This is a genomic window from Pseudomonas sp. OST1909 (assembly GCF_015277575.1).
Lineage (GTDB): Bacteria > Pseudomonadota > Gammaproteobacteria > Pseudomonadales > Pseudomonadaceae > Aquipseudomonas > Aquipseudomonas synxantha_A.
Genome location: NZ_CP063780.1, coordinates 819,014 through 831,940, shown reverse-complemented (window position 1 = coordinate 831,940; position 12,927 = coordinate 819,014). Strand labels below are relative to the sequence as shown.

At 62.0% G+C, this 12,927-nt stretch carries 9 protein-coding genes; 4 read left to right on the top strand and 5 right to left on the bottom strand.

What is annotated here, in order from left to right; genetic code table 11:
• Positions 1–85: 85 nt before the first annotated feature.
• Positions 86–1,576, bottom strand: a complete 1,491-nt coding sequence (locus IH404_RS03600) for an aldehyde dehydrogenase family protein (protein WP_032878171.1) — start codon at positions 1,574–1,576, stop codon at positions 86–88.
• 153 nt (positions 1,577–1,729) lie between these two features.
• Between IH404_RS03600 and IH404_RS03595 the strand changes: the two genes are divergently transcribed.
• The 3 genes from IH404_RS03595 (at position 1,730) to nadE (ending at position 4,873) form a co-directional block, all read left to right on the top strand.
• Positions 1,730–2,620, top strand: a complete 891-nt coding sequence (locus IH404_RS03595) for a LysR family transcriptional regulator (RefSeq protein WP_005784277.1) — start codon at positions 1,730–1,732, stop codon at positions 2,618–2,620.
• Positions 2,621–2,827: 207 nt separating this feature from the next.
• The gene (gene pncB / locus IH404_RS03590) at positions 2,828–4,042 is read left to right on the top strand and encodes a nicotinate phosphoribosyltransferase (protein WP_005784275.1); all 1,215 of its coding nucleotides are present in this window, start codon (positions 2,828–2,830) and stop codon (positions 4,040–4,042) included.
• A gap of 3 nt (positions 4,043–4,045) precedes the next feature.
• A complete protein-coding gene (gene nadE, locus IH404_RS03585; RefSeq protein WP_005784273.1) occupies positions 4,046–4,873 on the top strand; it encodes an ammonia-dependent NAD(+) synthetase in 828 nt (275 codons plus the stop codon).
• A 109-nt stretch (positions 4,874–4,982) separates the two neighbouring features.
• On the opposite strand, the gene azu is transcribed toward nadE, so the two are convergent.
• A complete protein-coding gene (azu, locus tag IH404_RS03580; protein WP_003188091.1) occupies positions 4,983–5,429 on the bottom strand; it encodes an azurin in 447 nt (148 codons plus the stop codon).
• Positions 5,430–5,761: 332 nt separating this feature from the next.
• Between azu and IH404_RS03575 the strand changes: the two genes are divergently transcribed.
• Positions 5,762–5,944, top strand: coding sequence for a hypothetical protein (locus tag IH404_RS03575; RefSeq protein WP_005784271.1), 183 nt, complete (start codon positions 5,762–5,764; stop codon positions 5,942–5,944).
• Between the two features lie 46 nt (positions 5,945–5,990).
• Here IH404_RS03575 and IH404_RS03570 read toward each other — a convergent pair whose 3' ends face one another.
• The 3 genes from IH404_RS03570 to IH404_RS03560 form a co-directional block, all read right to left on the bottom strand.
• Complete coding sequence (locus IH404_RS03570; protein WP_005784269.1) at positions 5,991–6,881, bottom strand: transglutaminase family protein; 891 nt, start codon at positions 6,879–6,881, stop codon at positions 5,991–5,993.
• Positions 6,881–9,367: a circularly permuted type 2 ATP-grasp protein gene (locus IH404_RS03565; protein WP_005784267.1), complete on the bottom strand. Its 2,487-nt coding sequence runs from the start codon at positions 9,365–9,367 to the stop codon at positions 6,881–6,883. The genes IH404_RS03570 and IH404_RS03565 overlap by 1 nt, the downstream gene beginning before the upstream one ends.
• A gap of 158 nt (positions 9,368–9,525) precedes the next feature.
• On the bottom strand, positions 9,526–12,816 hold the full coding sequence (locus IH404_RS03560; protein ID WP_194439957.1) for a transglutaminase family protein: 3,291 nt from the start codon (positions 12,814–12,816) through the stop codon (positions 9,526–9,528).
• Between the last annotated feature and the right edge of the window lie 111 nt (positions 12,817–12,927).

The window sequence follows — 12,927 nt, the reverse complement described above, 5'->3', positions numbered from 1 at the left end:
GGGTCAGCTACAGATTTGCTGACTGAAACACTGCTATCGGGAGCAAGCCCCCTCCCACATTTTGATCTCACTTCGACGCGTGGGCTCAGTCGAAGGTAATGCCTTGGGCCAGAGGCAATTCCAGCGAGTAGTTCACGGTATTGGTCTGGCGGCGCATATACCCGCGCCACGCATCCGACCCCGACTCTCGCCCGCCGCCAGTCTCTTTTTCACCGCCAAAGGCCCCCCCGATCTCCGCGCCGCTCGGGCCGATATTGACGTTGGCAATCCCGCAATCACTGCCCACCGCCGACATGAATTGCTCGGCTTCACGCACATCCGTGGTGAAGATGCATGACGACAGCCCCTGTGGCACCGCGTTGTTCAAGCGCAGGGCTTCGGCGAAGTCGGTGTAGCCGACCACGTAGAGAATCGGCGCGAAGGTTTCCGTACACACCACGTCGCTTTGCTCGGGCATTTCCACAATTGCCGGCGAGACGTAGTAAGCGTTGGGGAATGTGTCTTGCAGTTGGCGCTTGCCGCCGAACACCTTGCCGCCTTCGCTCAAGGCTTGCTCCAGGGCGTCCTGCATGTTGTCAAAACCCTGCTTGTCGATCAGCGGGCCGATCAGGTTGCCTTCCAGCGGGTGGCCGATGCGCACCTTGGAGTAGGCAGCCTTGAGGCGGGTGACGATGTCCTCCTTGACCGATTCATGGGCGATCAGCCGGCGCAAGGTGGTGCAGCGTTGGCCGGCAGTGCCGACGGCGCTGAACAGGATGGCGCGCACGGCCATGTCCAGGTCGGCGCTTGGGCCGAGGATCATCGCGTTGTTGCCACCCAGTTCAAGAATGCTACGGGCGAAGCGCGCCGCGACTTTCGGCGCCACTTCGCGGCCCATGCGCGTGCTGCCGGTGGCACTGATCAGGGCCACACGCGGATCGTCCACCAGCGCGGCGCCGGCGTCGCGGCCGCCGATGATCACCTGGCTCAGGTACTCGGGAGCATCATCAAACTTGCTCAATACACGCTCGAACAGCGCCTGGCACGCCAGGGCGGTGAGCGGGGTCTTTTCAGAGGGTTTCCAGATCACTGCGTTGCCGCACACCAATGCCAGCGCGGTGTTCCAGGCCCATACGGCCACCGGGAAGTTGAAGGCGCTGATCACCCCGACCACGCCCAGCGGGTGCCAGGTTTCACGCATATGGTGGCCTGGGCGCTCGGAGGCGATGGTCAAGCCGTACAACTGTCGGGACAGGCCCACGGCGAAGTCGCAGATGTCGATCATTTCCTGGACTTCACCCAAGCCTTCCTGAGTGATCTTGCCGGCTTCCCAGGAGACCAGCTCGCCGAGGTCGGCCTTGTATTGGCGCAGTACGTCGCCAAACTGGCGCACCAGCTCGCCACGCCGCGGCGCCGGCACTTTGCGCCAAGCCTCAAATGCATGCTCGGCACGACTGACCTGTTGCTCCACCTCGGCGGCGCCTTCCCAGTGCACACTGCCGATACGGCTGCCATCAATCGGCGAATGCACGGGCTGTTTGCCCGCCTGGTACAGCGCCGGGTTTACCCCGAGACGATCAAGCAATGCGGCAACCATGGGTCACTCCTTCAATCTGCATACAAAAATTCGCGCCGCAATACGCACGGCGATCCTGGCCCTATTTGTAGCTGGCCCAAGACTTGCCAACAAACGACGATTAGGCGAGATATCATTCCGTTTATTCATGCAAAGAATAAAAAGAGGCAAGCCGTGCTGAACAAAAGACATTTGCCGTCGATCACCGCCCTGCAGTGCTTCGAAGCCGCCACCCGCCACCTGAGCTTCACCCGCGCCGCCGAAGAGCTGAACCTCACACAAAGCGCCGTGAGCAAACAGGTGGCGCAGTTGGAAGAGTTGTTGCAGCACCTGCTGTTTCGCAGAGTGCGCCGCCGCTTGCAGATGACCCCGGCGGGCGACCTGTACCTGGTGGAAGTGCGCAAGATCCTCACACAGGTGGAGATGTCTACCCATTACCTGCGCTCCTACGGCGGCGAGACCGAGGTGCTGCGCGTGTCCACGCCCTATACCTTCGGCGCGCGCTGGCTGGTGCCGCGCCTCAAGGGTTGGCGCCTGCGTCACCCGCAGATCCACCTGGACCTGTGCAACGAACAGCAGCCGGACGAGCTGCTGCAAGGCAAGGCGGACATGGCGTTCTATTTCGGCCAGGGCGCTCGCCCGGGTACTGAGAGCCTGAAGCTGTTCAGTGAAGAGCTGGTGCCGGTATGCGCGCCGGAGAGCCTGCCGGCGCAGCCTTTCACCGACCCCACGCAACTGAGCGACCTGGTGTTGCTGCAAAACGCCTCGCGACCCCAGGGCTGGCATGACTGGTTCGCCAGCCAGGGCTTCCACACCGAACACAGCTACCACGGGCCGCGGTTCGACACTTTTTATATGTGTATTCGGGCCGCGCAGGTGGGTTGTGGCGTGGCGCTGTTGCCGCGCTTTCTGGTGGAAGAGGAATTGGCCGAGGGCAAGCTGGTGATTCCCTGGCAACATGCGATGCCGAGCCAGGATGCGTATTACCTGGCTTATCCTGAGCATTCGGCGGAGGTGCCGAAGGTGCGCGAATTTGTGAAGTGGATGATGGAGCAGGTGCTTTAGCGCCTGGAGAATCGCCATCGCAGGCAAGCCAGCTCCCACCGTTTGGAATGCATTTCAAATGTGGGAGCTGGCTTGCCTGCGATGGCGCCTCTGGCCTTACTGAAAAAATCACTGGCAAAACCCCACAGGTCTATGCGCCACTAGCCCCCTTCCTTAATTGTGCGTAAAGGCCGGCGCCCATCGCCGAGCCGTCTGGAGATTCCCGTTATGAGCGAGAGTGTGTTTGCCGATCGCATCGTGCAGAACCTGCTCGACACCGACTTCTACAAGCTGACCATGATGCAGGCGGTGCTGCACAACTACCCCAATGTGGAAGTTGAATGGGAGTTCCGTTGCCGCAACAGCGAAGACCTGCGCCCGTACCTGGCGGAGATCCGTTACCAGATCGAACGCCTCGCCGAATTGAGCCTGAGCCCCGATCAACTGGGCTTTCTGGAACGCATCAGCTTTATGAAGCCGGATTTTTTGCGCTTCCTCGGGCTGTTCCGTTTCAACCTGCGCTATGTGCAGACCGGTATCGAGAACGGCGAGTTGTTTATCCGCCTGCGCGGACCGTGGCTGCATGTGATCCTGTTTGAAGTGCCGATGCTGGCCATCGTCAGCGAAGTGCGTAACCGCTATCGCTACCAGACCGTGATCCTCGAACAGGCCCGCGAACAGCTGTATCGCAAGTTCGATTGGCTGACGGCCAATGCCGCCAGCGATGAACTCTCGGAACTGCAAGTGGCCGACTTCGGCACGCGCCGCCGCTTCTCGTACCGCGTGCAGGAAGAAGTGGTCAGCGTGCTCAAACACGACTTCCCAGGGCGCTTTGTCGGCACCAGCAACGTGCACCTGGCTCGCGAGTTCGATATGAAGCCGCTGGGCACCATGGCCCACGAATGGATCATGGCCCACCAGCAACTGGGCCCACGCCTGATCGACAGCCAGATCGCCGCCCTGGATTGCTGGGTGCGCGAATACCGTGGCCTGCTGGGCATTGCCCTGACCGATTGCATCACCACTGACGCCTTCCTCGGCGACTTCGACTTGTACTTTGCCAAGCTGTTCGACGGCCTGCGCCACGACTCCGGTGATCCGATTCAGTGGGCGGAAAAAGCCATCGCTCACTACCACAAGCTGGGCATCGAGCCGATGAGCAAGACCCTGGTGTTCTCCGACAGTCTGACGCTGCCCAAGGCGTTGGAAATATTCCGCGCGTTGCGGGGTCGGATCAATGTGAGCTTTGGTATCGGCACCAACCTCACCTGCGACATTCCGGGGGTGGAACCGATGAGCATCGTGCTTAAAATGACCGCCTGCAATGGCCAGCCCGTCGCCAAGATTTCCGATGAAGCGGGCAAGACCCATTGCACCGACCCCAACTTTGTCGCCTATTTGCGTCACGTTTTCAAAGTACCTGCCCTATCCAGCAAGGAGTGAAGCATGCAAGCCGTACAGCGTGAGATTGCGCAGCAGCTCAAGGTGCAAGCGCCGTTCAAAGACCAGGCCGCACTGGAGGCAGAAGTCGCCAGGCGCGTAGCCTTTATCCAGGACTGCCTGCGCAATTCCGGGCTCAAGGCCCTGGTGCTGGGCATCAGCGGCGGCGTCGACTCCCTGACCGCAGGCCTGTTGGCCCAACGTGCCGTGCAGGAACTGCGCGCCAGCAGTGGCGATGAGGCTTATCGTTTTATCGCCGTGCGCCTGCCCTATGAAACCCAGTTCGACGAACACGAAGCCCAGGCTTCGGTGGACTTCATCGAGCCGGACGAGCGCCACACCGTCAACATCGGCCCGGCGGTCAAAGCCCTGGCCAATGAAGTCGCAGCGTTTGAAGGCAAGGCGGCGGTGTCCCGCGACTTCGTACTGGGCAACACCAAGGCGCGTATGCGCATGGTGGCGCAGTACACCATCGCCGGCGCGGCCAGTGGCCTGGTGATTGGTACCGACCATGCGGCGGAAGCGGTGATGGGCTTTTTCACCAAGTTCGGTGATGGTGCCTGCGATCTGGCGCCATTGAGCGGGCTGGTGAAAAACCAGGTGCGAGCGATTGCCCGGCATTTTGGTGCGCCCGAGTCACTGGTAGAAAAGATCCCGACGGCGGACCTGGAAGACTTGTCGCCGGGCAAGCCGGACGAAGCGTCACATGGCGTGACCTATGCAGAGATTGATGCGTTCCTGCACGGTGAGCCGGTGCGTGAGGAGGCGTTCAGGATTATCTGCGAGACGTATCGCAAGACTGAGCACAAGCGGGTGATGCCGTTTGCGCCTTGAGGTAGACCGCCATCGCAGGCAAGCCAGCTCCCACACTTGACCGAGTTCCAACATGAGAATGTGGTCGAATGTGGGAGCTGGCTTGCCTGCGATGAACGATAACGCGGTGTTACTTCAGGACCACGGCACCTTTCATCATCGAGATGTGGCCAGGGAACGAGCAGAAGAAGCTGTACTTCTCATCGGCTTTGAGCTTGGAGACGTCGAAGGTCACCGAGTCTTTCTCGCCAGCACCAATGATCTTGGTGTGGGCGATGATGCGCTCATCACCGGCTTTCAGATAATCCTTATCGATACCTGCAGCCATACCGTCAGTAGCCACAGGCTGCATGTTGGCTTCAGTGGTCAGCACCCAGTTATGCCCCATCACGTTCTTGGGCAGGTTGCCCGAGTGAGTCAGCTCAACGGTGAACTGCTTGCAGCTCTTGTCGATGGTGATTTCTTTGGTATTGAAAGACATCTGGTCGGTGGAGTCGACAGTGACCTTGCACTCTGCAGCAAGCAACTGGCCGCTAGCCAGAGTCAGCAGGGAAACAGCAACGAGTTTGGCGAACATGTGAATCTCCAGGGCAGGGTTAGAAAACGCGTATTGCGACAAGGGTGCCTCAAGCAGGCTTAGTTTCTTATGATCTGCATCAACAGATTGTATACAACTTTAGGCTATCAGGTTGATCAACACAATCAACCAGCCAAACTGCCGCACCCTGCCTATGATCGCCCCATCACTCACGGGAGTTCATGCCATGCACCTCAACCACCTGTTCAACGGCCTGCTGGCCGCCTACGCCTGCGGTAAGTGAAAGCAAAGGGCACCCTGAAGCTGCTACCATGACGACCCAAGGCAGCTACGCGCCGCCTACCCTCACCTTCGACCCTAGAGGATCGCCCATGGCCAAACCTAATTACTCCTTCGCCAAACGTCAGAGAGACTTGGCAAAGGAACAGAAGAAAGAGGAAAAGCTGCAACGCAAGAAAGCCGCTGCAGACGAAGAAGCCGGCGCGCTGAACCCGGATGCGGAAGGTGAAGCAGCAACTGACGAGACCGAAACCCCGAAAGACCCGGCTGAATAAATTTTGTTGGGGTGAGCAGGCCCTCCCTGTTCCCCCCAACCCACCGCTACTCCAGCGGCATCACCGTCACCCGCACCTCCGGGTCATGGCTCCCTCCCCCCAGAATCACCCCACGCAACGGCGACACATCGGAGAAATCCCGGCCCCAGGCCAGGGTGATGTGCTCCAGTGCCGGCTGCACATTGTTGGTCGGATCGAAATCCACCCAGCCCAACCGCGGGCAGAATACCGAGACCCACGCATGGGACGCATCGGCGCCGATCAGCCGTGGCTGGCCGGGCGGTGGCTGGGTCAGCAGGTAGCCGCTGATGTAGCGCGCCGCCAGGCCCCGTGAGCGCAGGCAGGCGAGCATCAGGTGGGCGAAGTCCTGGCACACGCCGCGACGACGCTCCAGCACCTCCACCAGCGGCGTGGCGACCTGAGTGGCTTCGGCATCAAAGGTGAATTCGCTGAAAATCTTTTGCATCAACGCCTGCACGCCGACCAACAACGGCTCGCCAGGCGGGAAGCAGCTTTCAGAGAACTCGACGAAGGTTTTTTTCAGATGCACGTACGGCGATTCGAAGCGATAGCGGCAGGCTTCAATCACCTCCATCGACAGCGCCTGGCTGCTGTAGGTAAAACTGTCACGGGTGCGGTCCCACGCCGGCGATTGCCCTAGGTCCAGCGCGGGTCGCGCCAGCACTTCCACGGTCAACCCGGCATTGACCAGCAGCTCATCATGAGGCCGCTCGAACGCCAGGCGCGTGATCGGGTTGCCAAACACGTCCAGCTCATCGCGGCGTGAAGAAGGCGGCGGGCTGATGTCCAGGGTTTGCCAGGTGCAACGCTGCCACGTACACGGCCGTGGCCACAGATGCGCCAGCTGCTGGGCCAGGGACACCGGGCTGTCGTAGTGGTAATGGGTATCGTGAAAAATCTGATAGCGCGCACTCATCACACCGACACCGTTTGCTGGCTGACATCATCCACATGGGCAAAATGGCGCAGCGCCAGGCGATCCGACACTTGCCCGCTCTCATCGGCGACCGCTTGCAGCAGGTCGGCCAGGCCATCCAGCGCGGCACGCACGCTGGGCTCGCCAAACAACGGGTTTTCAAGGCACCCCAGGTCAAAGCGCCCCAGGCGCTCCACCAACGGCGCGAGGCCGGTTTCCCTGGGCACCCCAAAATCATCATTGAGCCGACGCACGGTGCGGCTCACCAGTTTGAGCTGGAACAGCACCGCATGGGGGTTCTGCTCATCGAGCAACAACAGGTCGAGCACCGGGATCAGCTGCGGCACCGCCAGGTAGCGCGAGCGATAGGTGATGCTGCTGTTGCCCAGCTCCAGCAACCACTCCAGCCCCGCCTGATCGAACACCGCCACACCGCGCAGAAACGCTGCCAGGCTGGTACTGAGAAATTGCAGACGCTCAATGCGCCGGCCCATCATCAAAAAGCGCCAGCCTTCATCGCGGGTCATATCATCCAGGGCAAACCCGGACAGCGCCGCCAAAGACATCACCAAACGGTTGAGAAAATCCAGCAGCTCGCCGAAGTCCGGGGCTTGGCTTTCCAGCTCCATGGCTTCGCGTTGCAGCTCCACCAGGGCCTGCCAGTTTTCCCGCGACAGCTTGCCGCGCACCTGGGACGCTGCCCACTGCAAGCGCTGCAAATTGGCGCGCAGGCTTGAGGGCCAGTCATCACCGAGCAAGGCCGCGAGCAGACGCTCCGGTAGCTCGCCCTCCTCCGGCAACAGGCGCAGGCTTTCTCCAAGTTCGACCGCCGCCTGCAATGCCAACGGATCGTCGCCGTCGACATAACGCGCCAGCACAATGCGCAGCCAGCGCGCACTGTCATCGCAGCGTTCGCAATAACGGCCAAACCAGAACAGGTTTTCCACCACCCGCGACGGCAGATACGGGTCGCGGCGCACCAGATCATGGACGCCAATGGCGCGCTGGGCACGCCACTGTTCACCAGCGCTGGCGCGCTCGCCGAGCACCCATGTGTCCTTGCTCGCACCGCCGCGTTGCATCGACACCACTTCGGCATCGGCGTCGGCGGCCACACGGGTCAGGCCACCGGGCAGCACGCGATACCCCTCATCGCTGGCTACCGCGTACACACGCATCCCGATGGCGCGGTGTTGCAGATGATCTTCTTCGGTATGCCACACCGGCGCCTGGGACAACTGCGCCAGCTCCTGGGCGACATAGGCGTAAGGCCGCGCGCGCATCCGCTCGGCCAGGGCCTGGCGTTGTTGTTCATTCAAATCACGACCGAACACCGGGGCGAAACTTTGCGAAGGAAACGCCGGCTTGATCAACAGTTCCGGGAGCTTGCCCAGTGCCTCGGCCAGCACCGGTGCCTCGCCGCACCACCAGGTGGCAATCGACGGCAGGATCAGCGCTTCACCGAACAGGAACTCGTTGATCTTCGGCAGGAACCCCAACAAGCCCGGCGACTCCAGCACGCCGCTGCCCAAGGCATTGGCCACCAGCACATTGCCTTGGCGCACGGCGTCAAGCAGGCCGGGCACGCCCAGGGCCGAGTCGGTACGCAGCTCCAGAGGGTCGCAGAAATCGTCATCCAGGCGGCGCATGATCGCGTGGACCCGGCGCAGACCGCTGAGGGTTTTCAGGAACACCGTGCTGTCGCGCACGGTAAGGTCGCCGCCTTCTACCAGTGGGTAGCCGAGCTGACGGGCGAGATACAGATGTTCGAAATAGCTTTCGTTGAAACGCCCCGGCGTGAGCAGCACGATCAGTGGCGGCTGGTCATCGCCGGGCGCCTGGCGGGCCAGGGTTTCCTGCAAGGTGCGAAAAAAACCGGTGAGGTGCTGCACCTGCAAATCACGGTACAGATCCGGGAAGGCGCGAGACACGATGGTGCGGTTTTCCAAGGCGTAGCCGGCGCCCGACGGGGCTTGGGTGCGGTCGGCGGTGACCCACCAGCGGCCATCCGGCGTGCGCGCCAGGTCGACCGCGTACAGATGCAGGAACGCACCGTCGGGCGGCTGGATGCCCTGGCACGGCCACAGGAAATTGTTATGCCCGAACACCAGTTCGGCCGGCAGCAAGCCTTCCTTGATCAGGCGCTGCGGGCCATACAGGTCGGCCAGCACCGCATTGAGCAGTCGCGCACGCTGGGCGATGCCGGCCGACAGTTGCTGCCACTCATCGGCGGCCAGCACATGGGGCAGCAGGTCCAGCTCCCACGGGCGATCAGCGCCCTTGGGGTCGGCGTAGACGTTATAGGTCACGCCGTTTTCCTGGATCTGCCGCGTCAGCAACGCCTGGCGCTGGGCCAGTTGTGCGGGCGTACTGCGTTGCAGATGGTCGAGCAAGCGCTGCCAATGGGCACGCACCGCGCCGCCGGCGTCCAGCAGTTCGTGATAGGTGCCCGCGGTCAGCGGGTAACGGTCGAGCAAGTCGGACATGGAACGCTCGGCAGAGGCAAGGGAAGTCAGGTTAACTCAAATTCACTACGATCCAATGTGGGAGCTGACTTGCCTGCGATAGCGGTGTGTCAGTCACCAGAACTATCGACTGAACCACCGCTATCGCAGGCAAGCCAGCTCCCACACTTGGATAATGTTCATTCCTTATTTTTTGTAAAACGCCGCAAATCCAGGGTCATTGGCAATTCACCGTTCACCACTACAGTCGGCACCACAAGCTTGCCAGGGCTATGCCCCAAGCGGAAAAACCGCGCCATGCGCCGGCTTTCCGCCTCATTGGCATTCACCGGCAAGCTGTCGTAATTGCGCCCGCCCGGATGCGCCACATGGTATTGGCAGCCACCCAGCGAGCGCTGCATCCAGGTGTCGAGCAGGTCGAACACCAACGGCGCATGGACTGCAATGGTCGGTTGCAGGCAGTTGGCCGGTTGCCAGGCGCGGTAACGCACACCGGCAACAAACTCTCCCACCCGACCGGTCGGTTGCAGCGGCACGGGTATGCCGTTGCAGGTCAGCAGATAGCGCTGCGCCGGCAGGCCAGTCAACTTGACTTGCAGGCGCTCCAGAGACGAATCCACATAACGTACCGTGCCGCCTACCGCGCCCTCCTCGCCCAACACATGCCAAGGCTCCAGGGCCTGGCGCAGTTCCAGTTCGATACCGCTGACGGCGTAGTCGCCCACCTTGGGGAAGCGGAATTCCAAGTGCGGCGCGAACCATTCGGCACGCAGCGGGTAGCCGGCCGCGTTCAGCTCGACGATCACGTCGGCAAAGTCCTGCTCGATAAAGTGCGGCAACAGGAAGCGGTCGTGCAACTCAGTGCCCCAACGCGCCAGCTTCGGCGGCGCATAAGGTTCGCGCCAGAACCGTGCGACCAGCGCGCGCAGCAGCAATTGCTGAGTCAGGCTCATGCGCGCATGGGGTGGCATTTCGAAAGCGCGCAACTCCAGCAGGCCCAGGCGGCCCGTGGCGCCGTCCGGTGAGTAGAGTTTGTCGATACAGAATTCGGCGCGATGGGTATTACCCGTCACGTCGATCAGCAGGTTGCGCAACAGGCGATCCACTAACCACGGCGGGCACTCCTCGCCCGGTGCCGGCATCTGCGCGAAGGCGATTTCCAGTTCATACAGCGCATCGTTGCGCGCCTCATCCACCCTGGGCGCCTGGGAGGTGGGGCCGATAAACAGGCCGGAGAACAAATAGGACAACGACGGGTGGTTGTGCCAGTAGCTGATCAGGCTGCGCAGCAGGTCCGGCCGGCGCAGGAAGGGCGAGTCCTTGGGCGTCGCGCCGCCCAGCACGAAGTGGTTACCGCCACCGGTGCCGGTATGGCGCCCATCGATCATGAACTTCTCGGTGGTCAGGCGGGTTTGCCGGGCCTCTTCGTAGAGGAATTCGGTGCGTTCCACCAACTCGTCCCAGGTGGCGGACGGCTGTACGTTGACCTCGATGACACCAGGATCTGGCGTGACCCGGAAATTGCTCAGGCGCGTATCCGCTGGCGGCTCGTAGCCCTCCAGCAGTACCGGGCAATGCAGCTCTTGGGCGGTGGCCTCAATGGCAGTCACCAGCTCCAGGTAATCCTCGACGCGCTCCAGCGGCGGCATAAACAGGTACAGGCGCCCTTCCCGTGCTTCGGCGCACAGCGCGGTACGGGTCAGCCAGTCGGCGGACTCATCCACCTGCGGCACACGCTCGTCACTCCGGGCCGGCTCGCCAGGGCTGCGCAGTTGCTCCGCCGTGGGAAGCTCGGGCTGGTCCTGGTTCGGGTCGGTCGGGTGCACGAACGGATACTCTGCCGCCGTCACCCAGGGCTGGGAAGCCAACGGCAGCCGGTAACCCAGCGGCGAATCACCCGGCACCAGGCGGCAGTGGTTATCGCGCAGGTACCAACGCCCACTCTGCCAGCGGTCATTGGCCGCAGTCCGTGCCAGCGGCAGCACTTGGCCGATGACTTTATCCAGGCCCTGGCTGAACACTTTGCGCAGGCGCTCACGCTCCAGGTCGTCGCTCAGGCGCGGGTCTTGGGCGGTGACGTTCTGGGGCAGCGCCCCTTCGCGCCACAGGTAGTAGAAATTGTCCTCGAACGCAGGGAACACAAAGCGCGCCGGCAGTTTCAGGCGCTCGGCGACGCTGGCCAGGAAACGCCCGGCCATCACCCCATCGGCGCCGTAGTCTTCTTGCTCATCGGCGACCAGTGCACTGTTGTGCCAGATCGGCACGCCGTCGCGGCGCCAGTAGCAATTGAGCGACCAGCGCGGCAGTTGCTCGCCGGGGTACCACTTGCCTTGGCCGAAATGCACCAGGCCCTTGGGCGCATAGTGCTGGCGCAGGCGCTGGAACAGCTCGGCCGACAGGCGACGCTTGTCCGGCCCCAGGGCTGCGGTGTTCCACTCGGCGCCGTCGGGGTCGTCGATAGAAACGAAGGTCGGCTCGCCGCCCATGGTCAGGCGTACGTCGTCCTTGAGCAGATCGCCATCGATCTGCCGGCCCAGGGCCTGGATCGCCAGCCATTGTTCTTCGGTGTAGGGCTTGGTCACCCGTGGCGCTTCCCAGATGCGCTCCACCGACATCTCGTGGGTGAATTCGCATTCGCACGGTTCCACCAACCCACTGATCGGTGCAGCGGAGGATGGGTCGGGACTACAGGCCAAGGGGATATGCCCTTCACCGGCGAACAACCCGGACGTGGCATCCAGGCCAATCCAGCCAGCGCCGGGCAAATACACTTCGCACCAGGCGTGCAGGTCGGTGAAGTCCACCTCGGTACCGGAGGGGCCGTCGAGGGCTTTGACGTCAGCGGTGAGCTGAATCAGATAACCAGAGACAAATCGCGCCGCCAAGCCGAGGTTGCGCAGCAATTGCACCAACAGCCAGGCCGAGTCGCGGCAGGAGCCGGACGCGTTTTCCAGGGTGAACTCCGGGGTTTGCACGCCCGGTTCCATGCGGATCAGGTAGCCGATATCGGCGGCCAGGCGTTGGTTCAGCCCAACCAGGAAATCCACCGCGGGCAAGGGTGTGCGGTCAATACCGGCCAGGTAGGCGGCAAACCTTGGCGTCAGCGGCAAGGTTTCCAGGTACGGCGCCAGCTCGCGCTGCTCATCGGCGGCGTAGCTGAACGGGATTTTTTCGGCGTAGGGCTCCAGGAAAAAATCGAACGGATTGAACACCGCCATCTCGGCGACTAAGTCGACTTCGACGCGCAACTCGTCAGTCTTTTCCGGGAATACCAGGCGCGCCAGGTAATTACCCTGAGGGTCTTGCTGCCAGTTGATGAAATGCTGCTCCGGCAGCACTTTCAGCGCGTAGGACAAAATCCGCGTACGGCTATGGGCCGCCGGGCGTAGCCGAACGATCTGTGGGCCGAGTTCAACAGCACGGTCGTAGCGGTAATGCGTAACGTGGTGCAACGCGACATGAATCGACACGGCGGCCTCCTGCGAGCCAGGGCATGAACACAAAGCGCGCAAGACTTATGCCAGAGCGGCCGTCATTGCGCTTTATCGTATGACCCGGTGCAGTACAGCACCAAAACGGCG